The 26,841-nt window shown below is 44.8% G+C and carries 21 protein-coding genes; 20 read left to right on the forward strand and 1 reads right to left on the reverse strand.

The genetic code is table 11. The annotated features are described in order from the left end of the window. Positions 1-329: 329 nt before the first annotated feature. The 9 genes from thyA (at position 330) to CSX02_RS10000 (ending at position 12,485) form a co-directional block, all read left to right on the forward strand. A complete protein-coding gene (thyA, locus tag CSX02_RS09960; protein WP_031543431.1) occupies positions 330-1,178 on the forward strand; it encodes a thymidylate synthase in 849 nt (282 codons plus the stop codon). 11 nt (positions 1,179-1,189) lie between these two features. Further along, the gene (locus CSX02_RS09965; protein WP_031543430.1) at positions 1,190-1,681 is read left to right on the forward strand and encodes a dihydrofolate reductase; all 492 of its coding nucleotides are present in this window, start codon (positions 1,190-1,192) and stop codon (positions 1,679-1,681) included. A gap of 18 nt (positions 1,682-1,699) precedes the next feature. Further along, positions 1,700-3,421 (forward strand): biosynthetic-type acetolactate synthase large subunit, encoded by a 1,722-nt coding sequence (gene ilvB, locus CSX02_RS09970; RefSeq protein ID WP_099386582.1) that lies wholly within the window; start codon positions 1,700-1,702, stop codon positions 3,419-3,421. An 18-nt stretch (positions 3,422-3,439) separates the two neighbouring features. Beyond that, positions 3,440-3,937: an acetolactate synthase small subunit gene (ilvN, locus tag CSX02_RS09975; protein ID WP_099386609.1), complete on the forward strand. Its 498-nt coding sequence runs from the start codon at positions 3,440-3,442 to the stop codon at positions 3,935-3,937. 94 nt (positions 3,938-4,031) lie between these two features. After that, complete coding sequence (locus tag CSX02_RS09980; protein ID WP_031543427.1) at positions 4,032-5,474, forward strand: ATP-binding protein; 1,443 nt, start codon at positions 4,032-4,034, stop codon at positions 5,472-5,474. Continuing rightward, complete coding sequence (locus tag CSX02_RS09985; RefSeq protein ID WP_099386583.1) at positions 5,471-6,532, forward strand: response regulator; 1,062 nt, start codon at positions 5,471-5,473, stop codon at positions 6,530-6,532. The genes CSX02_RS09980 and CSX02_RS09985 overlap by 4 nt, the downstream gene beginning before the upstream one ends. Positions 6,533-6,568: 36 nt before the next feature. After that, a complete protein-coding gene (locus CSX02_RS09990) occupies positions 6,569-6,961 on the forward strand; it encodes a response regulator (RefSeq protein ID WP_031543423.1) in 393 nt (130 codons plus the stop codon). A gap of 80 nt (positions 6,962-7,041) precedes the next feature. Beyond that, positions 7,042-9,783 (forward strand): ATP-binding protein, encoded by a 2,742-nt coding sequence (locus tag CSX02_RS09995; RefSeq protein ID WP_143248173.1) that lies wholly within the window; start codon positions 7,042-7,044, stop codon positions 9,781-9,783. Between the two features lie 11 nt (positions 9,784-9,794). Continuing rightward, positions 9,795-12,485, forward strand: coding sequence for a DegV family protein (locus CSX02_RS10000; RefSeq protein ID WP_099386585.1), 2,691 nt, complete (start codon positions 9,795-9,797; stop codon positions 12,483-12,485). A 32-nt stretch (positions 12,486-12,517) separates the two neighbouring features. Here the strand turns inward: CSX02_RS10000 and CSX02_RS10005 are convergent, their stop codons facing one another. Then, complete coding sequence (locus tag CSX02_RS10005) at positions 12,518-12,889, reverse strand: metal-dependent transcriptional regulator (RefSeq protein ID WP_099386586.1); 372 nt, start codon at positions 12,887-12,889, stop codon at positions 12,518-12,520. A gap of 151 nt (positions 12,890-13,040) precedes the next feature. Here CSX02_RS10005 and CSX02_RS10010 point away from each other — a divergent pair, with 151 nt between their 5' ends. From CSX02_RS10010 to rimM, 11 genes are all read left to right on the forward strand, one after another. Then, positions 13,041-14,765 carry an ABC transporter ATP-binding protein gene (locus CSX02_RS10010; RefSeq protein ID WP_099386587.1) on the forward strand — a complete coding sequence of 575 codons (1,725 nt, stop codon included), beginning with the start codon at positions 13,041-13,043 and terminating at the stop codon, positions 14,763-14,765. Beyond that, positions 14,755-16,500 carry an ABC transporter ATP-binding protein gene (locus CSX02_RS10015; RefSeq protein WP_099386588.1) on the forward strand — a complete coding sequence of 582 codons (1,746 nt, stop codon included), beginning with the start codon at positions 14,755-14,757 and terminating at the stop codon, positions 16,498-16,500. The genes CSX02_RS10010 and CSX02_RS10015 overlap by 11 nt, the downstream gene beginning before the upstream one ends. 132 nt (positions 16,501-16,632) lie before the next feature. Further along, a complete protein-coding gene (locus tag CSX02_RS10020; RefSeq protein ID WP_099386589.1) occupies positions 16,633-16,926 on the forward strand; it encodes a hypothetical protein in 294 nt (97 codons plus the stop codon). Positions 16,927-16,985: 59 nt separating this feature from the next. Then, positions 16,986-18,008: a S66 family peptidase gene (locus CSX02_RS10025; protein WP_099386610.1), complete on the forward strand. Its 1,023-nt coding sequence runs from the start codon at positions 16,986-16,988 to the stop codon at positions 18,006-18,008. Positions 18,009-18,511: 503 nt separating this feature from the next. Next, positions 18,512-19,534 (forward strand): phosphate acyltransferase PlsX, encoded by a 1,023-nt coding sequence (gene plsX / locus CSX02_RS10030; protein WP_031543413.1) that lies wholly within the window; start codon positions 18,512-18,514, stop codon positions 19,532-19,534. Between the two features lie 28 nt (positions 19,535-19,562). Beyond that, entirely contained in the window at positions 19,563-19,793 is a 231-nt protein-coding gene (gene acpP / locus CSX02_RS10035; RefSeq protein ID WP_031543412.1) for an acyl carrier protein, read from the forward strand. Positions 19,794-19,867: 74 nt separating this feature from the next. Further along, the gene (gene rnc, locus CSX02_RS10040; RefSeq protein ID WP_031543411.1) at positions 19,868-20,554 is read left to right on the forward strand and encodes a ribonuclease III; all 687 of its coding nucleotides are present in this window, start codon (positions 19,868-19,870) and stop codon (positions 20,552-20,554) included. Positions 20,555-20,557: 3 nt separating this feature from the next. After that, positions 20,558-24,118 (forward strand): chromosome segregation protein SMC, encoded by a 3,561-nt coding sequence (gene smc / locus CSX02_RS10045; RefSeq protein WP_099386590.1) that lies wholly within the window; start codon positions 20,558-20,560, stop codon positions 24,116-24,118. A 5-nt stretch (positions 24,119-24,123) separates the two neighbouring features. After that, a complete protein-coding gene (gene ftsY, locus CSX02_RS10050; protein ID WP_031543409.1) occupies positions 24,124-25,056 on the forward strand; it encodes a signal recognition particle-docking protein FtsY in 933 nt (310 codons plus the stop codon). Between the two features lie 14 nt (positions 25,057-25,070). Beyond that, entirely contained in the window at positions 25,071-26,282 is a 1,212-nt protein-coding gene (gene ilvA, locus CSX02_RS10055) for a threonine ammonia-lyase (protein ID WP_031543408.1), read from the forward strand. Positions 26,283-26,293: 11 nt separating this feature from the next. Continuing rightward, on the forward strand, positions 26,294-26,800 hold the full coding sequence (rimM, locus tag CSX02_RS10060; RefSeq protein WP_031543407.1) for a ribosome maturation factor RimM: 507 nt from the start codon (positions 26,294-26,296) through the stop codon (positions 26,798-26,800). The last annotated feature ends 41 nt before the right edge of the window (positions 26,801-26,841 follow it).

Here is a 26,841-nt window from a genome sequence, read left to right on the forward strand (position 1 = left end):
CGTAAAGAAGTAAATCAGATTTTACAAAAGTATGGAATACCAGAGATTGGACCGTTTTAATCTGTAGGAGCTTCGCCGGATGATTGATGAATCATCTGGCGAGGCTCTTTTTTGTGAAATTTCTCCGAAATTCCTATAGCATAAAAAGCGCTCCGCTATGGATGCGCCGAGCGCGATAGGAAAACCGCGCTCGGCGCGAGCATGTTTATAACAAAAACAGACTGTGAACTGGCGGCGATAAATGAAAAAATTTTACTTTTCATATGGGAGAGGATTGAGTAAAATAATAAGATAGAGTGTCGAGAAATCGAGGATAAAGGAGATGGAGCATGAGTTACGCAGATAAGATTTTTGTGGATATGTGTCGCGATATATTGGAGCATGGGACAAGCACGGAGGGAGAGAAGGTGCGCCCTCATTGGGAGGACGGTACACCGGCTTATACAATCAAGCAGTTCGGTGTGGTAAACCGCTATGATTTATCCAAGGAGTTCCCGGCGATTACTTTGCGTAAGACGGCAATTAAGACATGTACGGAAGAGATGCTGTGGATCTGGCAGCGCAAGTCAAATAATATTCATGATTTGAAGAGTACGGTATGGGATGAGTGGGCTGATGAGAGCGGATCCATCGGAAAGGCGTACGGATATCAGCTGGGCGTGAAGCATCAATATAAGGAAGGAATGTTTGATCAGGTCGATCGTGTGATTTATGATTTGAAAAACAATCCGTTTTCACGCAGAATTATGACCAATATCTATGTGCATCAGGATTTGCATGAGATGCATTTGTATCCGTGTGCATACAGTATGACTTTTAATGTGACACAAAAGAAGGGGCATGACAAGCTGACATTGAATGCAATCCTGAATCAGCGTTCACAGGATGTGCTTGCTGCAAACAACTGGAATGTATGTCAGTATGCGGTGCTTGTACATATGCTTGCACAGGTGTGCGATATGGAAGTCGGAGAGTTGGTACATGTGATTGCGGATGCACATATTTACGACCGTCATGTGCCGATTATTGAGGAACTGATTCAAAGAGAGCAGCATCCTGCTCCGAAATTTGAACTGAATCCGGATATTAAGGACTTTTATCAATTTACGACGGATGATATCAAGGTGACGGATTATATTACCGGTGAACAGGTAAAAAATATTCCGATTGCAATATAGGGAGGAACAGGATGAATTTAATCGTAGCTGTAGACAAAAACTGGGCGATTGGAAAGAATAACGAATTGCTGGTACGCATTCCGGCAGATCAGAAATTCTTCCGTGAGACCACGACCGGTAAGGTCGTCGTCATGGGGCGGAAGACCTTAGAGAGCTTTCCGAACGGCCTTCCGCTGAAAAACAGAACCAACATTGTTTTGACACATAATCAGGATTATGAGGTAAAAGGAGCAATCGTTGTTCATTCCATGGAAGAACTTCATGAGGAATTAAAGAAATATAATGATGAAGATATCTATGTAATCGGCGGAGAAAAAATTTATGAGCAAATGCTGGATGAATGCGAGTATGCGCATGTGACGAAAATCGATTACGCATATGATGCCGATGCATATTTCCCGAATCTGGATGAAAGAGAAGAATGGGAACTGATTGGAGACAGTGAAGAACAAACTTATTTTGATTTAGAGTTTTACTTTTACCTGTATAGACGCAAGAAGTAGTTTTAGAAAGAAGAGAAAATGGATATTACAGGAAGAAAATTATTTGTAAAGGCATTACAGGAGGAAGGCGTAGACACCATATTCGCCTATCCGGGAGGAACCGTAACAGATCTGTTTGATGAATTATATAAGACGGATGCGATTGATTTGGTACTGCCGCGCCATGAGCAGGGACTGATTCATGAAGCGGAAGGATACGCAAAATCAACGGGAAAAGTCGGAGTCTGCCTTGTGACAAGCGGACCGGGCGCAACCAATATTGTAACAGGTCTGGCAGATGCACATTATGACAATGTGCCGTTAGTCTGTTTTACGGGTCAGGTGCCGCGTGCCCTGATCGGCAATGACGCATTTCAGGAAGTGGATATTGTAGGAATTACGCGTTCCATCACGAAATACAGTGTGACGGTGCATGACCGCGCACAGCTTGGCAAAATTATCAAGATGGCATTTCATATTGCAAGAACCGGAAAGCCGGGTCCTGTATTGATTGACCTGCCGAAAGATATTCAGACTGCAAGCGGTTCTGCGGATTATCCGGACAAGGTGGAGATTCGCGGATACAAAATCAATGAAGGCGTCCATGTCGGACAGCTGAAAAAAGCATACAAATTATTAAAATCTGCAAAGAAGCCGTTGATTCTTGCCGGCGGTGGCATTCATATTGCCGGCGCATATGAGGAATTGAAGACCTTTGCGGAAAAGATTCATGTTCCTGTTGTAACCACCGTGATGGGAAAAGGCGCAATCGCCAGTAATCACGAACTTTATATCGGCAATTGCGGCATGCACGGCCGTTACAGTGCCAATAAGGCGGTCAGTGAATGTGATGTACTCTTTTCTATCGGTACGCGATTCAACGATCGCATCACCGGCGATTTGAATGAGTTTGCGCCGAAAGCGAAAATCGTACATATCGATATTGATACCGCATCCATTTCGAGAAATGTTGTGGTCGATATTCCGATTGTTGCGGATGCAAAAATCGCACTTGATAAATTAAATGAATGGGCGGAAGCAAAAAATACATCTGCATGGCAAAAACAAATTGAAGAATGGGAGCAGGAAAATCCGCTTGAGATGCGCCGCGATAAGGGGCTTTCTCCGCAGATGATCATGGAGGAAATCAATCGTCAGTATCCGACCGGTATTTATGTGACGGATGTCGGACAGCATCAGATGTGGGCAAGCCAGTATCTGCAATTGACACAGCCAAGACAGTTCCTGACTTCCGGAGGCCTTGGAACGATGGGATTCGGTCTTCCGGCTGCCATCGGTGCCAAGATTGCAAACAGAGACCGCGAAGTGGTTTGCATTTCCGGAGACGGCGGACTGCAGATGAATATCCAGGAGCTTGCGACAGCTGTTGTACAGTCGGCAGATGTGACGGTTTGTGTATTGAACAATTATTATCTGGGCATGGTGCGCCAGATGCAGCAGCTGTTTTACGGAAAGAGATATTCTGCAACCTGTCTGCGCAGACGATTGACCTGTCCGCCGGACTGTAAAGGACCGAATGACAAATGTCCGAAGTATGTACCGGATTTTGTGAAACTGGTGGAAAGCTATGGCGGATTCGGCATTCGTGTTGAGACTGCGGAAGAACTCGAAGCAGCTTTTGCCGAGGCAAAACAGCACAAGGGTGTGCCACGGTTGATTGAATGCATGATTTCGACAGATGAGCTGGTATTGCCGATGGTGAAAGGCGGCAATCCGATGAGTGAAATGATATTGAAATAGGAGGCAGTGATGGCAGAAATGAAAAGTCGCTGGATCGCTTTATATGTAGAGAATCAGGTGGGCGTTCTGGCAAAAGTGTCCGGACTGTTCTCCGGAAAAAGTTATAACCTTCAGTCACTTACCGTTGGAGAAACGGAGGATAAGACAATATCCCGAATGACCATCGGGGTTAAGAGCGATGATATTACCTTTGAGCAGATCAAAAAGCAGTTAAACCGCATGGTGGAAGTCATCAAGGTGATTGATTTGACAGATGTGCCTTTGCATATGAAAGAAATCCTCTTTGCAAAGATCAGCAAGGTTTCGGAAGAACAGATTACACAACTGTTTCAGGTCGCTCAGGTATTCGGTGTGGAAGTGGTGGACATCAATCAGGACAGTGTGATACTGGAAAGCCATTTGACCGAAAAGAGAAATGATGATCTGATTGCATTGCTGAAAACGAAATTCAAGCTGATTTCCGTGGTGCGTGGAGGCCCTGTGGCCATCGAAGCAATCAGTACAGGCAATCGATAAAAAAATAGATTTCGCTTGTATAAATGGGAAAAATTAACTATAATTAAGGTTGGAACTCTATTGTTTTTCGACGAAAAAACGGTGGGAGGGAAACATGGATTTTGAGGAAATCTCGCGCTTTTCCATAGAGCATTCGAATGATTTGATCTTGTATTTTGATGAGACCGGGTCTGTTTTTTATGCGAATCATGCTGCAGATGCGGCATTAGAATACGGAAAAGACATCAAATTGACATCCGTGACAGAAATCTTTCCATCTTTGTTTTCGTGGCAATCGGGCCAGCTGGTTTGCATGGAACCACTCGACGGCAGGGAAATTGAGACAGAAGCATATCGCAGGAATCGAACCTGTTTCCCTGTTTCCACGCGCATGTATCAAATGGATGAGGATCATTGCATTGTGATTGCCTGTGATATAACAGAGCGGATTCAGATGAAGAAGCGCGTTCTGGAAGTGGATCAGCAGATTGAAGATGCGTTGAAAGTCAAATCGGAGTTTACGGCTAATGTGACGCATGAGCTTCGGACACCGGTCAATGGCATTTCCGGGAATACAAGGGAATTGCTGGAACTGGAGACGGATCCGGCCAAAATCCGTCGTCTGAATCTGATTGAGCGCGGATGCCAGGATATGCATAATATCATCAATAATGTGTTGGATTTTTCCAAACTCGAAGCCGGCAAATTTACATTGGAACTGCGAGAGTTTGTATTTCGCGATATGATTGATTATGCGGTTTCCAATCACCGCACAAAAATCAATGAAAAAGGATTGGAATTTTTACTGACGATCTCTCCGGACATTCCGGAACGCATCATCGGAGATGAGTTGCGGATTGTTCAGATATTAAATAATTTGTTGTCGAATGCGGTAAAATTCACATCAGCAGGCAAGATTATTCTTGAAGTGGTGAAGACTGCACAAATCGACAGCCGCATAGAATTATTCTTTCTTGTGATTGACTCCGGAATCGGAATCGCAAAGGAGGATCAGGATAAATTATTTCAGAGTTTCTCACAGGTGGATGCGTCGATTTCGCGCAAATTCGGTGGCACCGGCCTGGGACTGAATATTACCAAGCAATTGGTTGAGATGATGGGTGGAAGCATTCATCTCGAAAGTGAGCAGGGCAAAGGTTCCATGTTCTCATTTCAAATCTGGGTCGAACTGCCAAAGGATGAGATTGAGGAACCGGACAAGACGATTTCGAATAACCGCGAAAATATCAAGCATGCAACGCTTGATGACTTCGGAATCAAAGATGACCTGTGGCACTTTGGAACAGAAGAAAATCTTACAGAACTGGATAAAAAAATGACCAAGCTTGTTCTCTGCCTGGAGATGGGAAATTGGGAAAAAGCGGAATCATTTGCAGATACCATTAAACAAATGACTGCACAGGCGCCAAAAGAAATCAAATCGATTGCGCTTCGTGTGAAGATGGCTGTACAAAAAGAAGATTATGAACATGCAATGGCATATCATAAAGATTTGGCGGAGTTGTTGAAATCACAAAAGGCAGGTATCGAGGAATGAACCAGGAGAATGCAGTTTGGATTCTGATTGTGGACGATGTCGAGACGAATCGTTTCGCACTTCGGGATATGATGAAAGAGATGGGATATCAGCCGATTCTTACAGAGAATGGGGAACAGGCAATGAAGATTGTGGAAAAATTTCCACTATCTTTGATTATCACTGATATCGCCATGCCGGTGATGGATGGACATGAATTATGTGCGCTCATCAAAAAGAATCCGGCGACAAGAGAAATACCGGTGATTTTTATCTCAGCTTATGACAATCCATCCGATATTGTCAAAGGATTTGAGGTGGGCGGTGCGGATTATATTACCAAACCGTTTATTCCGGAAGTCGTAAAAGCACGCGTTGAAGTCCACTTGAAAGCCGCTGAGACCGGGAAAAAATTGCAGGATTTGAATCGCAAACTTCAGCATTCAATTACTGCACAGATGGAGCAGAATGAGCGGGAAAAGAAGAATGTGCTCTATGCGTTGATCCGTGTCGCAAGAGAAAATGCGAATTATGATGAAGCGCATATGGAGCGTCTGAGTAAAAACTGCCGGATTCTGGCGGAGGCATTACAGCTTTCTCCTCTGTTTGATTCGGTGATATCGGATTCCTACATTGATATGATTGAACTGTCGGCACCGTTATGTGACATCGGAAATGTTTCGATTCCGTCAACCCTGTTACAAAAGCAGGATGCGCTTACGGATGAAGAAATTCAGATTATGCAAAGCCATACAGTTCAGGGAGCCCGGATTTTGCGTGATATAGAAGGCAACGGAGAATTTAATAATTTTATTCACATGTCCAGGGAAATTGCAAATTTTCACCATGAGAATTATGACGGTTCAGGCTATCCAACAGGGAAAAAAGGGGATGAGATTCCGTTGGCTGCCCAAATCGTTGCTGTGGTCGGAGAATTCTGTGCATTGACTGAGACAAGAAGCTATCGCGATGCTTATTCTTTGGAAGAAGCGCTTGCGATTATGGATGTGGATGCAGAGATTAAGTTTAATCCGAATATATATAAGGTGGCAAAGAAAATTTATCGTCAATTTGTATAGTCGATTTTTTCATACAGAAAAGGAGATGAAAATAAAATGAAAATATTATTAGCTGAAGATGATTTTGTGACACGAAAATTTATGACAAATTTCCTGTCCAAATATGGAGACTGTGATGTGACCGTTGACGGAATGGAGGCTGTGGATGCCTTTATGATGTCTCTTGAAGAAAATGAACCATACGATCTGGTATGTCTGGACATCATGATGCCGGTCATGGACGGATATCAGGCACTGATGGGAATTCGTAATCTCGAGAAGGAGCATGGTATTTCCGTCGAGGACGGTACCAAGGTAATTATGACAACCGCTTTGACCGATGAGAAGAATGTCAAGATGGCCTTTGAACTTGGATGTACCATTTACTCCGGCAAACCGATTGATCAGGAACGATTCGAGCAAGCGTTAAAAAAGATTGGTCTGATATAATGATGGATGAACCTACCGCCTGTTGCGATTCGCGATGGGCGGTGTTTTGAAGAAAAAACTATTATGTATTGGGGCGCATAGTGGATAAGATAGCACAAGAAAAACAAGATAAAATTATAGAGATGGTCATTGTGGTGATTATTTCCCTGCATTTGCTTGCAATTATGGGAATCGCTCTTTTCTATGAATGGCCGTCATGGATTCCTATGTTTCTGGGATTCGCAATGGTGATGATCTGGTTTGTGAATCTTGGACAATTCGGTTCTGCCAATTTTCGGGTTGTATTCACAACTTTGTTTATGGATGCGGCAGTCATTATTTATTCCATTTTTGAACAAAATATGATATTGGTTTTGATTCCGCTGACGGCAGTGACGGTGACGATGGCGCTTTATGCCTATACACCGATTATTATCATGTCACTGATTACGATTGTGGTGACCTTTGTGATTCATGCATTCATTTTGCAGACGATTGATTTTTCAAATCCTGCAGAATTGTTCCATACACAGATTTCGACCATCAATGCGTTGATTATCTGCGGAATTGTTTATTTGTGGGTTCGTCTCCGAAAAATGTATGAGCGTTATATGCGTCAGTTTATTCAGGAGATGGAACGCGCAGAAAAGGGAAAGGATGATTTCCTCGCAAATGTCAGCCACGAAATTCGTACACCGGTCAATACGATTTCCGGTCTGGTGGACAGCATTATGCAGGAAGACAATCCCGAAAAAATGAAAGAAGAATTGGCAAAGATCAGTCAGGCAGGACGCAGTCTGATGTTTGTTGTAACAGATATTCTGGATTTTTCGGAATTGCAACAGGGCGAAATTTATCTTGCAGAAGAAACCTATAATATTTCTTCGACCATCAACGATCTGGTAAATATGTCGGCAGGCCAGCAAAACAACAAGAAGGTGGAACTGATTGTCAATTATGCAGCAGATCTGCCGCGTGGTCTGATCGGAGATGAGAAGCGTCTGCGCCGTGCAATTATCAATATCGTCAACAATGCATTCAAATTCACAGAAGAAGGCTGTGTGATTATTGATATTTTCTGGCGCGAAGAGGCATATGGAATCAATCTGCTCATCTCCATTCGTGATACCGGAATCGGAATGAAGACAGAGGAACTGGAGAACCTGTTCAATACCTATAATCAGGCAGATGCCGGCCGTTCGCGCAATGTCGGCGGCATCGGACTTGGACTTGCAATCAGCCGTGCAATCATCCAAAAGATGGGCGGTACCATCTCTGTATACAGCAATTATGAAAAGGGAACCGAAATCCGTCTGGTTGTGCCGCAGAAGGTCGTGGACTCAAGACCGATTATTACCATCCGCAATGCGGAAATGGTACATGTAGGCATCTATTTTAATATGGAGCATTATGAGGGCGAGACCAGAGATGCATATCTCGAATCCATCCTCAATATGAAGGATCAGCTGAATGTGAAATGCCAGTTCTGCCGCAATCTAGCAGAATTAAAGAGAAGACAGTCGGAGAATCAGTTTACGCATCTGTTTATCAGCAGTGTGGAATATCGTGAAGATACGGAATATTTCGATATGCTTTCCAAGAAGATGAAAGTGATCGTGGTACTCGACGGAGAATATTCGCGTGAGATTTCCAATCAAAATATTTATCAGATTTATAAACCGTTCCAGTTGATGCCGATTGCACAGGCAATCAACAATGAGTTGGAGAATGATGCGCTTACAAATGCGACAAAACAAATCGTGAAATACATCTGTCCGGATGTCAAAGTGCTTGTGGTGGATGACAATGAATTGAATATTCAGGTTATCATGGAAATTTTAAAGCGCTATCAGATTCGCGTGGAATATGCATTAAGCGGAACAGAGGCTTTAAAAGCAATCACTTCAAGAGATTTTGATTTTGTTTTTATGGATCATATGATGCCGGAAATGGATGGTGTGGAGACTCTGCATCGCCTGCGCGAATTGCCGGGAAGATATTACAAATCGGTACCGGTTGTAGCGCTGACGGCAAATGCGGTGGCCGGCGCCAGAGAGATGCTGTTGCGGGAAGGCTTTGATGATTTCCTCGAAAAGCCGGTTGAAATTTCCGTGCTCAATCGACTGCTCCTTCGTATCCTGAATCCAAACAAGATTGTGGAGGTCGGAGAGGAAGCGGCTGTTGTGGAAAAAAAACCGAAGGTCACACCGCAGCCGGTTGCGGAAGAGACCGAATCGACCGGAACCTATTCGCTTAAAAATCTCGACCGCGAGAAGGGATATGTATATTGCGGTGGAGAGGATGCCTTTGAGGATATTCTGCAAATCTATGCCAATAAGGGTGCGAAAAATTATCAGCCACTGCAGGACCTGTATGAAAAGAAAGACTGGGCGAATTATATCATTGCCATTCATGGTGTCAAAAGTTCCATGAAAGCCATCGGTGCAAATGAACTTTCCGAACAGGCACGTCTGCTTGAGATGGCCGGAAAAGAAGATAATATTAATTATATTATTGAGAATCATGCAAAAGTATATCGCATGTTTTATGATTTGATTCATGATCTGATGCACCATTACGGAATCGAGGATCCGGAGGAAAAACCACAGCAGGAAGTTGCTGTGAATCTGCCGGAATTATCAGATGCCCAGATGGCAATTCTGAAGAAGAATCTGGAGGATGCAACCTTTGAATTAAACGGGGATAAGATGCTTGAAGTGATTAAGCCGGCGCGGGGAATGGCATATCACGGCAAGAGTCTCGATCCTGTCATCCGGCAGATGGAGCAGAAAATCAAAATGTCGGATTTGATGTCGGCATATGACTTATTTTCAAATAGCTAAGGGAATGAATTATGGGAAGTACAATTCGCAAACTGAAGGGTAAATTCATAAAGGGAATCAAAGCCTGGTACTGGGATGCTGAAAATCTGAAACAACGGTTGTTTCAGGTGGTTATCCAGATAGGGGCAATTGTGGCTTTCATCAGCCTGTTCGAGACATTTCTTGTGACTGACTCCGTATATCTGTGGGTGATGTGCCTGGTTCTGTTCGGGCTGATTTTACTTTCCCTCTGGATGTGTCTGGTCAGAAAAAAGACAAGGCTGATATCGACATTGCTTGCGATTCTGCTCAATATCATTTTGTTTCCGAGTCTGTTTTTGTTCGGAGGCGGATTACAGGGTGGTGCGACAATCTGGTTTTTGCTCGGATATTTCTATATCTTTTTGATGTATGACGGATGGAAATTCTGGAGCTCACTGCTGGTGACCATTGTAGTGGATGTCGGCGTATATGGATATGCTTTTCATCATCCGACGGCGCTGGCCGCACCGAAAAATCTTCCATCCGCTTATATGGATTCCCTGTTCAGTGTCCTGGTGGTGGGAATCGCAACCGGAGTTCTGCTCAGAGTGGAAATGCGTTTGTATGATGAAGAACGCAAGATTTCAATGAAACGAAATCAAGAACTCGAGCGTCAGGCAAGAGCACGCAGCTCCTTCTTCGCAGGAATGAGCCATGAGATTCGTACTCCGGTCAATTCCATCATCGGATTGAATGAACTGATTTTGCGCGAGAATCCGAGTGAGCAGATTGTGGAATATGCGAGCAATATTGAGGACTCATCCGAGATGCTGATGGCACTGCTCGGGGATGTATTGGATTTTGCAAAGCTTGAGTCTCATAAACTCGAAATTGTGCCGATGGAATACAGCACGAAGAATCTGTTTATGAACCTTTACAATATGGTAAAGACACAGGCTGCTAAGAAAAACCTGGAATTAAAAATGAATGTGGATACGCTGTTCCCGGCGGTATTATTCGGGGATGAAAAGCGAATCGTACAGATTCTTTTGAATTTGCTGAACAATGCAGTGAAATATACAGAAAAGGGAAGCATTGAGCTCGAAGCAACCGGAGAAAAACTGGAAAATGGTACCTACCAGATGCGCATCTCGGTTTCCGACACCGGAATCGGCATCAAAAAAGAGAATCTTGCGACAATCTATGATTCTTTCCGGAAGAGTGCAAAAGAGACGCAGGGCTGGTTTGAAGGAAACGGACTGGGGCTGTCAATTGTCAAAGAACTCGTGGAATTGATGGACGGAACCATCAAACTCGACAGTGTCTATACCAAAGGCTCCGTGTTTACAGTGACATTGCCGCAGAAAGTGGTGGAGCATACTCCTGTTGGTGTGATTCGTTTCGGAGAGACTGCAGGAAAACATAATTATGAATATCACCAGAAGTTTGAAGCACCGGAGGCACGCATTCTGATTGTCGATGACAATCGCATGAATTCCATGGTGACGAGCCGACTCCTGGCTGCAACGCGTATGCAGATTTATTCCGCGATGAGTGGAAAGGAATGTCTCGAACTGACGCGGCGTAAATTTTTCCATGTCATTTTGATGGATTATATGATGCCGGATATGGACGGTGTGGAGACGATGCGTGAGATTCGCCGTCAGGAAAACGGATTGTGTAAAGAATCCCCAATCATTGCAGTCACGACAATGACAAGGGAAGAAGCAGAGGCTGCAGATGTGGAAGTGGGATTTGACGGCTATCTTGAAAAGCCGATTCGTTCGGAAGTCCTTGAGAGCGAAATTCTCAATCATCTGCCACAGGAAATTGTCATTTATAAAAAAGAAAAGATTGATAATTCTTTGACCGACAAAAATGGTGCAAGTGTGCGCCGACGCAAAAAGGTCCGCATTACAACAGACTGCGTCAGCGATCTGCCGAAAGAGATGGTCGAAAAATACGGCATCCATGTCATGAATCTGTATATTCGGACCGACAAAGGCAGATTCATCGATTCTGTGGAGATTGATTCAGATAATATGTCTGATTATATCCGCAATGAAAAAGTTCATATGGACAGCTGCTCGGTGGAAGAATTTGAGACCTTCTTTGCAGATAATCTGATGGAGGCAATTGATGTCATTCATATTTCGATGGCGAGCAATGCCGGCGTGACATATTCCCGCGCGTTGGAAGCAGCAAGGGGATTTGATTATGTACATGTATATGATTCGGAAAATATTTCGGCAGGAGAAGCCTTGCTGGTATTGGAGGCAGCACGCCTTGCCAGCTTTGGAAAGAGTGTGGACGAAATCATAGAGGCACTGGATCATTATAAACCGGTTGTCGACAATGGATTTGTGATGCATGATCTCGATCAGTTCAGCATGCAGGGATATACCAAGCGCTCACTGGCACATTTGGCCAGAACCTTCCATTTGCATCCTGTGATGAAAATGAAGCGGAAGACCATCGCGGTGAGCTCGTTTATGACAGGTGAGAAAGAGCACCTGTGGCGTAAATATATTTCGATGCGTTTGCATAAGACCAGGCGCATCGATCCGCGCGTCATCATTGTATCATTTGCAGGCTGTACTTCGTTCCAGCGCAATTATGTAATGGAGGAGATTTCCAAGAGAATCAACTTCGAGTCTGTGATTGTATGCAAGAGTTCTTTCTCAAGTGCGGTTGCCAGCGGAGAGGGAACATTCGGAATTGCATTTTTTGAAAAAATATAGCGCAAAAAAAGAGAGGCATTTGCCTCTCTTTTTTATGCTCTTGAACGATTTAAATATGATTTTAGTGCCGCAAATGTTTCGGCGCTAATAACATGTTCGATGCGACAGGCATCTTCTTCGGCTACAGTCGGATCAACGCCGATTTCGGTGAAAAATTTGGTGATGAATTCGTGGCGCTCATAAATGCTTTCTGCGATATCTTTTCCACTGTCGGTCAGATAAATAAAGCCTGCGTCGGTTACGGTGATATGACCTTTTTCTCGAAGATTTTTCATTGCAATACTGACGGAAGATTTCTTGAATCCCAGTTCGTTTGCAACATCAACGGAACGAACAACGGGGAGACGGCGGCTTAAAACCAATATGGTCTCCAGATAATTTTCTGCGGATTCATTATTTTGCATGTACAGTTCCTCCAAATATTATTAGAATTTGTACTCTGATTTCTCTATCAAACTAAAGTTATTTTAGCATAACTCGAACCATTAGAAAAGTTTTTTTGCTTTTTTGACGAAGTGCGTTTGTTCCTATATACTATTAGCGTTAGGAGGCTATATGAGGAAATTATTGTGTTATTTGAAGCAGGAGAGAAAAGAGGCGATTCTTGCGCCGCTTTTTAAGTTGCTGGAGGCTTTGCTGGAATTGTTTGTGCCGCTTGTCATGGCAAAAATTATCGATGATGGCATTGCGGCTAAAGATACCGGAATGGTATTGCAATATGGAGGTCTGCTGGTATTGCTTGCAGCAATCGGACTGGCTTTTTCCATAACGGCACAATATTATGCGGCAAAAGCTGCAGTTGGTATGGGCGCCGGTTTAAGAAGCGCACTGTTTCGAAAAATCGAATCGTTTTCGTTCTCAGATTTGGATGATCTGGGCACTTCAACTTTAATTACAAGACTGACAAGTGATATCAATCAGGTTCAGTCCGGAGTGAATCTGGTACTGCGCCTGTTTTTGCGGTCGCCGTTTATTGTATTTGGTGCAATGATCATGGCATTTACCGTCGATGTGAAAGCCGCGCTGATCTTTGTGGTGACGATTCCGGTTTTGTCTGTAATCGTGTTTACGGTAATGCTGGTCAGCATTCCATTGTTTCGCAAGGTTCAGGCGGCACTGGATCGGATTTTGCTGCGCACCAAAGAGAATCTGGCCGGAGCGCGTGTCATTCGCGCCTTTGCAAAAGAGGATGAGGAGAATGCAAATTTTGCAAATGAAAATGAATATCTGATTCGGCTGCAGCTCTTTGTCGGACGCATTTCCGCATTGATGAATCCGCTGACATATATTGTAATCAATTTCGCAGTCCTTGCAGTCATCATGGCGGGCGGCCGGGAGGTATATCTGGGCCATCTTACACAGGGCAAGGTCATTGCGCTGGTCAATTATATGGCATCGATTCTCGTGGAACTTGTAAAACTGGCCAACTTGATTATTACCATCAACAAATCGCTGGCATGTGCAAAACGAATCGAGGAGGTTCTGGTGCGCACGGAGAGCATGACGGAAGGTGATATCATGCAGGCACAGCCATCCGAATATCATGTTGAATTCTGTGATGTGACCATGCAATATCCGGGAAGTGCAAAGCCGGCGCTGACCAATATATCATTGCAGGTGAAACGAGGAGAGACCATTGGTATCATCGGCGGAACCGGCTCCGGTAAATCAACGCTGGTCAATTTGATTCCGCGTTTTTATGATGCATATTCCGGCACGGTTCGTGTGAATCATGTGGATGTCAGAGAATATACTTATGCGCATCTGCGTGAACAGATCGGAGTCGTTTTGCAAAAGGCGGTACTCTTTTCCGGAACGATTCGTGAGAATCTATTGTGGGGAAATGAGCAGGCAAGTGATGAGGAACTTATGGCCGCGTCTGAAGTGGCGCAGGCCGGCGATATTCTCGCGCAGAAAGGACTTGATGGTAGAGTCGAAGAAGGCGGCAAAAATCTGTCAGGCGGACAGAAACAGCGTCTGACCATTGCGCGCGCGCTGGTGCGCAATCCGGATATCCTGATTCTCGATGACAGTGCATCGGCACTCGATTTTGCGACGGATGCGGCATTGCGTAAGGCCATTGCACAGCAGGGAAAAAAGCGAACCGTCTTTTTGGTTTCGCAGAGAACCTCTTCCATTATGCACGCGGACCGCATCATTGTACTCGACGATGGCGCGATTGCCGGAATCGGCACGCATGAGCAACTTCTGAAAGAGTGTGCCGTATATCAGGAGATTTATATGTCTCAGTTCAAAAAGGAGGGCAGTCATGAAAAATAAAAAGCAAAAAGAAACCCTCCGGAAAATCTTTCATTATATGAGACGCTATCTGTGGCTGTTTTTCCTGTCTGTGCTGTGCGCGGTTGCAGTCGTGGCACTGACGCTGCTTTTCCCAATCCTGACCGGAAAGGCAATCGATTTGATTGTTGCAAAAGGACAGGTTGATTTTGAACGGTTGCGGATGCTGGTTCTGCAAACCGGGGCAGTGGTGCTTTTGACGGCAATTTTGCAGTGGATTTTGAATATGATCAACAATACGATGACCTATCGGATTGTGCGGGATATCCGCAGAGATGCATTTTACAATATGGGACGGCTGCCGCTTGGGTATATCGACAGCCATTCTCATGGGGATATGGTCAGCCGCATTATCGCGGATGTGGATACATTTGCGGATGGATTGCTGATGGGAATGACACAGTTGGTCACCGGACTGATGACCATCCTTGGAACCATCGGATTCATGATTATGATTGACTGGCGGGTGACGCTGGTGGTGATTCTGGTTACCCCGCTGTCAATGTTTGTTGCATCCTTTATTGCAAAGCGGACCTTTTCCATGTTTCAGCTGCAGTCACAGATGCGAGGCAAACAGACCGCTTTGATTCAGGAGACAATAGCAAATCAAAAGACGGTGATTGCATTTGGACGTGAGCAGAAGCAGTGTGAACAATTTGATGAAATCAATGAGAATCTGCGCAAATGTTCTTTGCGTGCCACCTTTTTTTCAAGCACCGTCAATCCGAGTACGCGCTTTATCAACAGTCTGGTCTACGCGGGCGTCGGAGTTTGCGGCGCAATTCTGGCAATGAGCGGCGGAATTTCGGTTGGACAGCTTCAGGCATTTTTAAGCTACGCGAGCCAGTATACAAAGCCGTTTAATGAGATTTCCGGTGTGGTGACGGAAATGCAAAATGCAATTGCCTGTGCAGGAAGAATTTTTGAATTGATTGAGGCAGAGCCGGAGACTCCGGAGAGTCCGGATTGTCCGGCACTGGAAGCTGTCAAAGGGCATGTAATTGCAGATCATGTCAGTTTCTCTTACCATCCGGATCAACCGCTCATCGAAGATTTTTGTCTGGATGTGACAGAGGGAAGCCGGATCGCGATTGTCGGGCCGACGGGATGCGGCAAGACGACGCTGATCAATCTGCTGATGCGTTTTTATGAAACGGACAAAGGTGCATTCTTTATTGACGGACAGGCGAGCCGCAATGTTTCAAGGCACAGCCTGCGCACTTCCTTTGGTATGGTATTGCAGGAGACCTGGCTTCGACATGGTACGATTCGCGAGAATATCATAATGGGAAAACCGGATGCGACGGATGAAGAGGTGATTGAGGCTGCAAAGGCATCACATGCACACAGTTTCATTCAGCGCCTGCCAAAAGGCTATGATACGATTATCGGAGAGGACGGCGGCAGTCTGTCACAGGGACAGAAACAGTTGCTGTGTATCACGCGCGTAATGCTGGCGCTGCCACCGATGCTGATTCTCGACGAAGCGACTTCTTCGATTGATACACGAACCGAAATGCGGATTCAAAAGGCCTTTATGGCGATGAGTCGCGGCAGGACCTGCTTCATCGTGGCACACCGTCTGTCGACCATTGAGGATGCGGATCTGATTCTGGTCATGAAGGATGGAAAAATCATAGAACAGGGGAATCACGAAACTCTTTTACTGCAACACGGTTTCTATGAACAGCTTTATAATAGCCAATTCGCACATTGAGGTACCATATTTTGTTGTGCGAATATATGTTTGGCACAAGATAACAAAATTGTCAAAAAAGGCTTTTTTTTCTTTATCTCTTGTAGTACTATAGTATCACGACTTGTAGTCGTGCATCGAGAGGGAGGCAATATGGATAAAACAAAAAGAGGCGGGCAGATTGTGATTGAGTGCCCTAGTACCATCTTTCATCTGTATGTGAATAATCAGGAAGAAATATCTAAGATTGATATTTTCATGCGCAATATCCGTTCGGTAAAGCGTTTGGGAATCAATGATATTTATAATTGGTGCAATCGTCAGAATATCGCATATAAGACGACATTCCATTATCACAAGGAATCATCAATCTGGCGTAATATGCAATCCTATTATCATTATTCGAGACAGAAATTGAAATATCGTGCAAAATTAAGTACAATATAAAAAGAGTGTCGTATGACACTCTTTTTTTCATGTCAAAAAACAGAGAGGACGAAAAGAATATGCGTTATCCGAAATTTTTACAAGAGCATGGAACCATCGGTTTTGTCGCGCCGTCATTTGGCTGTGTGATGGAGCCGTATCATACATTATTTCAAAATGCATTGTGCCGGTTTGAACAGATGGGCTATCAGACCAAACTCGGACCGAATGTCTATGCGGACTGCGGGATCGGAATCAGCAATACACCGAAAGCCTGTGCCGACGAATTGATGGAAGCGTATGAGGATGCGCAAAGCGATATTCTGATTTCCTGTGGGGGAGGCGAATTGATGTGCGAGGTGCTGAGTGAGCTGGATTTCTCTCGTATCAAAAACGCAGAGCCGAAGTGGTATCTCGGTTATTCCGACAATACCAATTTTACGTTTTTGTCTACGACGATGCTCGACACGGCAGCTGTCTATGGACCGTGCGCAAGTGAATTCGGCCAGGAACCTCTGCATGATGCGATGCGAAATGCTCTTGCCGTAATGACCGGAAAGCAATTGCATTTCAAGGGATATGACAAATGGGAACTGGAACAGCTCAAGGATGCACAGCATCCGCTGGTCGGCTATCATTTAACGGAAGAGTCCAGACCGGTGCTGTATCAATATCACAATCCTGTTTCCGGACGTCTGGCAGGAGGCTGCCTGGATTGCCTGGCCAATCTGGTCGGCACACGTTTTGACTGCGTGGCGGAATTTAATGAGCGCTATCGGGAAGACGGAATCATCTGGTTTCTGGAATCCTGTGATCTGAATGTGATGTCGATCCGCCGCGCACTCTGGAATTTGAAAGAGGCCGGCTGGTTCTCGAATGCAAAAGCTTTCCTGATTGGACGCCCGGGCTGTTACGGACAGGAAATGATGGGACTGGATCAGTATTCTGCCGTGACTGGCATCTTAGGAGACCTGAATGTTCCTATACTGATGGATCTGGATATCGGGCATCTGCCACCGCAGATTCCGATGCTTAGCGGAGCCTGCGCGACCGTGTCTATCACTGACGGAAAATTCGAAATTCAATACACTTTAAAACCTTAATGTTACCATTCACAGTCTGTTTTATGATAAACATCCTCGCCCCATAGCCCCGGTAACCCTTCACTTTGCAAGAATATTTTGGTTTTCTAATATACAAAGGCTCGCATCTTGATTGACATATGTCTTTTGAATGCCTGTACAATTTTGAAAAAAGTTTTATGGTTGGCGGACACCCAAAACTTTCGGATATGTACTTCTCATCTAAAGGATACCCGGGTGAATTGGAGTGAGCCCTAGTGAAATAAACAACAAACTAGGTGTCCGCCACTTCATAAACCTTTTTTCAAAATGGTTCATTCATCAAAAGACACATGTGTAATGCTCGCCTTTTGCATATTGAAAACCTTAAATATTCGCAAAATGGTGAAGGGTTACTGGGGCTATGGGGCGAGGATGTTACAGCATTATCACAAACTGTGAATGGTAACATCATAACATGGCATTGATTTATAAACGCATTTATAGTATATTTTCATGTAGATGTGTGATAGGGAGGTGTAATCATGCCTGAAACAATTAGAATCTGCGTAGATGCGATGGGAGGCGACAATGCTCCGGCTGCACCGGTACAGGGGGCAGTGGATGCAGTCAGACTTCGCAATGACATTAAGATTTTCCTGGTGGGACAGGAAGATGTGGTTAGCGCAGAATTGGCAAAATACGAATATCCGAATGATCAGATTGAGGTGGTGAATGCGACCGAGATTATCGAGATGGCTGAGCATCCGGTGAATGCCATTCGAAAGAAAAAAGATTCTTCGATGGTAGTGGGAATGAAAATGGTAAGAGATAAGCAGGCTGATGCATTTATTTCTGCCGGAAGTACCGGAGCAACTCTCGTGGGAGGACAGACAATTGTCGGACGTATTCCGGGGGTAAAGAGACCGCCGCTTGCACCGCTTTTGCCGACGGAGAACGGAGTATCGCTTCTGATTGACTGCGGTGCCAATGTGGATGCGAGACCGGGACATCTTGTGACATTTGCAAAGATGGGTTCCATTTATATGAAACATATTGTGGGCATTGAGAATCCGCGTGTCGCAATTGTAAATATCGGAACCGAAGAAGAAAAAGGAAATGCGCTTGTAAAAGAGACATATCCATTATTAAAAGAATGTAAGGACATTAATTTTGTCGGAAGTATAGAATCGCGTGAAATCCCGCATGGAGCTGCAGATGTCATTGTCTGTGAGGCATTTACGGGAAATGTCATTTTAAAGCTTTATGAAGGATTGAGCCAGACCCTGATTTCAGTGATTAAGGGCGGTTTGATGAGTACTTTAAAATCCAAGATCGGTGCGGCACTTGCATTGCCGGCTTTGAAAAAGACCATCAAATCTTTTGACGCATCCACCTATGGCGGAGCACCGCTTCTGGGATTGAACGGATTGGTAGTCAAGACACATGGTAATTCCAAGAATACCGAAATCAAGAATGCGATTTTCCAATGTGTTGCATTTTCGGAAAATCAAATCAATCAAAAGATGAAAGAGTTGCTTACTGCCGATGACGGGGCAGAAGAATAATAAATCAGTATAAAGAGAGGTTAAAATTATGGAACTTGAAAAATTAAAGAAGATTATTGCCGACACCATGAATACGGACGAAAACGAGATTACACTGGATACCACATTTACAGATGACCTCGGTGCAGATTCGCTGGATGTATTCCAGATTATTATGGGAATTGAAGAGGAATTCGGAATTGAAATTCCAAACGAAGAAGCAGAGAAGATTTCTACTGTCGGAGATGCGGTAGAAGCAATCAAATCCGCAATCTCATAAACATAGAATGATTTTGCAGACTCTCGCGGCGAAAATGCCCGAGAGTCTTTTGCGCGTTATTTGGAGGAACAATTATGAACGAAGCAGAATTGCAGGAGACCATTGGATATCATTTTCAAAATCAGGGACTGCTGAGACAGGCGTTGACACATAGCTCATATGCCAACGAAAAACATATGAAAAAAGGTATGGACAATGAGCGCCTGGAATTTTTGGGAGATGCGGTACTCGAGTTGATTTCGAGTGAATTTTTATATTTGAATTATCCGGATTTGCCGGAAGGAGAGTTGACGCGATTACGCGCAAGCATTGTCTGTGAGCCGACACTTGCACTTTGCACCAAGCAGATGGACCTGGGCAAATATCTCTATCTTGGAAAAGGGGAGAACCAGACCGGGGGCAGACTGCGCAAATCAGTCTTGTCGGATGCACTCGAAGCGGTAATCGGAGCCATCTATTTGGATGGTGGTTTTGCTAATGCAAAAGAATTTGTGTTAAAATACATCCTGACGGATATTGAGCATAAAAAACTCTTTTATGATAGCAAGACCATCCTGCAGGAAGTTGTGCAGGGAATGCATAAGGTTCTATCTTATGAATTGATTGCTGAGAGCGGACCGGATCATGATAAGCACTTTCAGGTGGCTGCCCTGATTGACGGAAAAGAGATTTCCAGGGGCGAAGGCCATACCAAAAAAGGTGCGGAACAGGAAGCCGCTTATGCAGCGCTTCTTCAATTAAAAGCAGAATCAGGGGATTAGTGAATGTATTTAAAATGTTTGGAAGTGCATGGGTTTAAATCCTTTGCAAACAAGATTGTATTCGATTTTCACAACGGAATAACCGGAATTGTCGGACCAAACGGATCCGGAAAAAGTAATGTAGCAGATGCCGTGAGATGGGTATTGGGCGAACAGAGTGCAAAGCAGCTGCGTGGTGCTTCCATGCAGGATGTTATCTTTGCGGGAACCGAAAACCGCAATCCGCAAAGCTATGCTTATGTTGCCATTACACTGGACAATTCCGATCATCAGCTGGCACTTGACTACGAGGAAGTGACCATTGCCCGCCGTGTATATCGCTCGGGAGAGAGTGAATATCTGATTAACGGCAATGTCTGCCGTATGAAAGATGTCAAAGAACTTTTTTATGATACAGGTATCGGAAAAGAAGGATATTCCATCATCGGACAGGGTCAGATTGATCGTATTTTGAGTAATAAACCGGAAGAACGCCGTGAACTGTTTGATGAGGCTGCCGGTATTGTCAAATTTAAACAGAGAAAGAATGAGACACAGAAACAGCTCGAGAATGAGCGCGAGAATCTGGTTCGTGTCAATGATATTTTAGCCGAGCTGGAGCGCCAGGTCGGCCCGTTGGAGCGCCAGTCGGAAAAGGCAAAAACCTATCTGAAAAAGCGTGAAGAATTAAAAACCTATGATATCAATATGTTCCTACTGGAATCCGCAAGAATTCGCGGCATGCAGGAGCAGACCGACAGTAATTTTGCAATTGCGGACAAAGAACTGGCAGAGGTCAAGGAACAACATGAAACAATCAAAGGTGAATATGAGAATTTAAAAGAAGAGATTGCATTGCTCGAAAGCAATATTACGCGCGTGCAGGAAGAAATCAATCAGTCTTCTGTCACCAAGCAAAGACTGGAAAACCAGATTGAATTGTTGCAGGAACAGATTCATACCGCGGAAATGACCGACGAGCATCTCTCCGGTCGCTTGCAGGCAATTGATGCAGATAAGGCAGAGCGTGAAAAGGAAAAGAGCGAATACGAGAGCAAACGGGCAGCATTTGATGAAAAGAATGCGCTGATTGCAGAACGCAAGCAGACCGCACAGGAAGAACTGGCTGCCATTCAGCAGGAAATTGCCAGATGCAATACCGGCATCGAAAACGGACAGGCGGAGATGATTCGCCTTTTGAACAACAAGGCATCCATCAAAGCGCGTCAGCAGAAAATGGATACCATGCTCGAGCAGACCAATATCCAGAAAGCACAGCTGAATCAGCGCCTGCTTTCCCGCAAGAGCCGTGAGGCTGAGCAGGAAACCTATTTTGCACAGACTGAGCAGGAATTTCAGGAGATTGCAAAGCGGCTGGAGGAAAAGAAGGCCGAAGAGAAAAAACTGTCGGAAAAGGACAAAGAGTGGAAGACCAAGGCGCAGGAAAATGCACAGGAAATTCAAACCGTTCGACTTGAGCAAAACAAGATTGAGACGCGTCTGGAATCGCTGCGCAATATTGCGGAGCGCTATGAAGGCTATGGCAACAGTACGCGCCGTGTCATGGAACAGAAAGACTCGAACCCGGGTGTATTGGGCGTCGTGTCGGATCTGATTTCCACCGACAAAAAATATGAGACTGCGATTGAGACCGCGCTTGGCGGAAATATTCAAAATATTGTTACGGAAGATGAACAGTGTGCAAAGAAAATGATTGCATTCTTAAAGGAAAACCGTCTCGGACGTGCGACCTTCCTTCCGTTGACTTCCGTGCGCGCAAGTCATAATGACAAAAATAAAGACTCGTTGAAGGAGCCGGGCGTACTCGGCATCGCAAGCGAACTGGTAAAATGCGATGACAAATATCGTGAAGTTGCAGCCTATCTGCTTGGCAGAGTGCTTGTGGTGGATACCGTTGAGCACGCGCTTGCACTCGCAAAGAAAAATCATTACAGCCAGCATATGGTTACGCTCGAAGGTGAATATTTAAGTCCGGGTGGTTCCTTGACCGGTGGTGCCTTTAAGAACAATTCCAATTTGCTTGGCCGCAAACGCGAACTCGATGATATGAAAAAGCGTCTGGCTGATTTGCAAAAGGAAGGAGAAAAGCTTCTGGCACGCAAAGATGAGATTGAGATGGCCAGAGCACTCGGGGAAGAGGAACTGAATGAGGTGCGTATCGCACTCCAAAAACTCCTGCTTGAGGAAAATACGGCAAAATTAAATTTTGAACAGGCCAAAAAGCGTAAAGAAGAAAGCGACCAGGCCTATGAATCGCTGCGCAACGAGACTGCCGAACTGGATGGAAACATTCGCGAAATTACTGCCGAAAAGCAAAAAATCGAGGATGAGGAAGCCTATGCAAAGCGCAGAGAATCTGAGATTGCGGAAGAAAAAGAAGAATTTGCACGCATTATCAAGGAGCAAAGCGCACTCGAGGAAGCCGCAACTTCCAAATTATCCGAAATCTCTCTTGAAGAGGCCAATATTGTACAGCGCGTAGGATTTGTGAATGAAAATATTGAGCGTTTGAATCGTGAAATTGCAAAACTGGATACCGAGCGTGAAGATTTGATCGAGGGAGCCAAAACCGCAAAATCCGATGTAGAGCAGAAACGCAAGAATATCGAGGAGATTCAGCAGACAATTGCAAGCGGCAATGACATTTTTGCACAATTAAGTGATAGTCTGAGAAAAGCCCGCGCGGATAAAGAAGAAAAAACTGAAATTTACAGTGGATTTTTCCAAAAGCAGGAAGATATCAGCAAGCGTGAGACCGACCTGGAAAAAGAAATTGTCCGTCTGTCTACGCAACAGGAAAAATTAAAAGAAGCATTGGATTATCAGACGAATTACATCTGGGAAACCTATGAATTGTCTCCACATGCGGCAGAAGAATTGCGCAATGAGGAATATGATGATTTGGCTGCATTGAAAAAGCTGATTTCCCGTATTCGTGATGAGATTCGTTCTCTCGGAGATGTCAATGTCAATGCAATTGAAGAATATAAAGAAGTATCCGAGCGATATGAATTTTTAAAGAATCAGCATGACGATCTGATCATTGCGGAGGAGCGTCTGGTTGATATCATCGAAGAACTTGACGAAGGAATGCGCAAGCAGTTCACCGAAAAGTTTGCGGATATCCAGAAAGAATTTGACAAGACCTTTAAACATCTGTTTGGAGGTGGCCATGGAACACTCGAATTGCAGGAGGATGAGGATATCCTTGAGGCAGGCATTCGCGTCATCGCACAGCCGCCGGGAAAGAAACTGCAGAATATGATGCAGCTGTCCGGTGGAGAGAAGGCATTGACTGCGATTGCATTGTTGTTTGCAATTCAGGCATTGAAACCGTCTCCGTTCTGTCTGCTCGATGAGATTGAGGCGGCACTCGATGATTCGAATGTCGTTCGCTATGCCGGCTATCTGAAGAAGCTGACAAAGGATACACAGTTTATTGTCATTACGCACCGCCGTGGTACGATGAATGCGGCAGACCGACTGTATGGTATTACCATGCAGGAGAAGGGTGTATCAACATTGGTATCCGTAAACCTGATCGAAAATGATTTGGAGGAGTAACCATCATGGCAGAAGAAAAGAAAAAAGGATTTTTCGGCCGACTGGTTCAGGGGCTGACCAAAACCAGAGATAATATTGTATCCGGACTGGACAGTATTTTCAGCGGCTTTTCAAAAATCGATGATGACTTTTATGAAGAACTCGAAGAGATTCTGATTATGGGAGATCTGGGCGTTCGCGCAACTGAGGAAATCCTGGATTCTCTCCGCGAGAAAGTCAAGGAACAACATATCAAAGAGCCGGCAGAGTGCAAACAGCTCCTGATTGACAGCATCAAGGAGCAAATGCAGGTTGAGAAGGCGGCATATCGCTTTGAAACGGAAAAATCGGTCGTACTGGTCGTAGGCGTCAATGGCGTGGGCAAGACCACCACAATTGGCAAACTGGCCGGAAAACTGACCGCAGAAGGCAAGAAAGTCATTCTGGCAGGCGCCGATACCTTCCGCGCTGCAGCCGGAGAACAGCTGAAAGAATGGGCAAACCGTGGTGGCGTACAGATGGTTGGCGGCACCGAAGGCGCAGATCCGGGTTCGGTGGTCTTTGATGCGATTGCAGCAGCAAAAGCCAGATCGGCGGACGTCCTGCTGGTGGATACTGCAGGTCGCCTTCATAACAAGAAAAATCTGATGAATGAGCTTGGCAAAATCAATAAGATTCTTGAGAATGAATATCCGGATGCATTCCGTGAGACACTTGTTGTCCTGGATGCGACAACCGGACAGAATGCGCTGGCACAGGCCAGAGAATTCTCGGAAGTGACCAATATCACAGGAATTGTATTGACCAAGATGGACGGAACCGCAAAAGGAGGAATCGCGGTTGCGATTCAATCCGAACTGTCGGTACCGGTAAAATATATCGGAGTCGGAGAGACCATTGATGATTTGGAAAAATTTGATTCCGATGCATTTGTAGAGGCGTTGTTTTCACAGAATTAGTCAGAGGTATAAAGATGTTAACATTGGACAAGTTTGAAGAAGCAAGTGAAAAGGTCAAAGAAGTCACACTTGAGACCAAATTGATTTACAGTGATTTCTTAAGTGAGCAAAGCGGAAATAAAGTATATTTGAAACCGGAAAATATGCAATTTACCGGTGCGTATAAGGTGCGCGGCGCCTATTACAAAATCAGCACGCTTTCCGAGGAAGAGCGCGCGAGAGGACTGATTACCGCATCTGCGGGCAATCATGCACAGGGCGTTGCCTATGCAGCAAAATGCTACGGCTGCAAAGCAGTCATTGTCATGCCGACCACGACTCCGCTCATCAAAGTCAATCGCACCAAAAATTACGGAGCGGAAGTGGTATTATACGGAGATGTCTATGATGAAGCCTGTGCTTATGCACTAGAGCTGGCAGCAAAAGAAGGCTATACCTTTATCCATCCGTTTGACGATCCTGCGGTTGCAACCGGACAGGGAACCATTGCGATGGAAATCTTCAAAGAATTACCGCTTGTGGAATATATTCTTGTTCCAATCGGAGGCGGTGGACTGGCAACAGGTGTTTCTACCCTTGCCAAATTGCTGAATCCAAAGATTAAAGTGATCGGTGTGGAACCTGCCGGAGCTGCATGCATGAGTGCTTCGTTCCGTGCGGGAAAAGTGACGACCTTAGATGGCGTCAATACCATTGCGGACGGTACGGCGGTCAAGACACCGGGCGAAAAGATTTTCCCGTATATCCAAAAGAATCTGGATGAGATTATCACCGTGGATGATGATGAACTGATTACTGCATTTTTGGACATGGTGGAAAATCATAAGATGATTGTTGAAAATTCCGGATTGCTGACAGTTGCGGCTTTAAAGCATCTGAATGTCCGCGATAAGCGTGTGGTATCGATCTTGAGCGGCGGAAATATGGATGTGATCACCATGAGTTCGGTGGTACAGCAGGGATTAATTTTCCGCGATCGTATTTTCACCGTTTCGGTATTACTGCCGGATAAGCCGGGTGAACTGGCAAAGGTGTCTGACATTCTTGCAAAGGAGCAGGGCAATGTCATTAAGCTTGAACATAACCAGTTTGTGACGACCAACAGAAGTGCTGCAGTTGAACTGCGAATCACCTTGGAAAGCTTCGGAACCGAACATAAGGAACAGATTCTGGATGCCCTGGAAAAGAAGGGCTACAAGCCGAAAGTGGTACGCACATCGATTTAACAGGAGTGAATATGGAAGATTTATTTCGTGTAGGCGTCATTACCACAACGCATGGTGTGAAGGGGGAAGTGAAAGTATTCCCGACGACAGACGATCCGATGCGTTTTAAGAAAATCAAAAAAGTTTTGCTGGATAACGGCAAAGAAAAAAGAGAACTTGAGATCGTTCAGGCCCGCTTTTTCAAAAATCTGGTGATTTTGAAATTCAAAGGGATTGACAATATCAATGATGTCGAGAAATATCGGAATGCGGAATTATATGTGGACCGGGATCATGCAATTCCATTACAGGAAAATGAATATTATGTGGCGGATTTGATCGGACTTTCTGCGATGACGGACGAGGGGGAGACTCTGGGTGAAATCGTGGATGTCATGCAGACCGGTGCCAATGATGTCTATGTGATTGAGACTGAGGATGGCAAGGAAATTTTGATACCGGCAATCCGTGACTGTGTGAAATCAGTGGATCTGGATGAGAAAATAATTACCATTCATCTGCTGCCGGGCCTGATTTGATAGAGGATGCAAATATCAATCATTGAAACATAAATACTGTA

This window comes from Agathobacter ruminis, from assembly GCF_002735305.1.
In the GTDB taxonomy this organism is placed as follows: domain Bacteria; phylum Bacillota; class Clostridia; order Lachnospirales; family Lachnospiraceae; genus Roseburia; species Roseburia ruminis.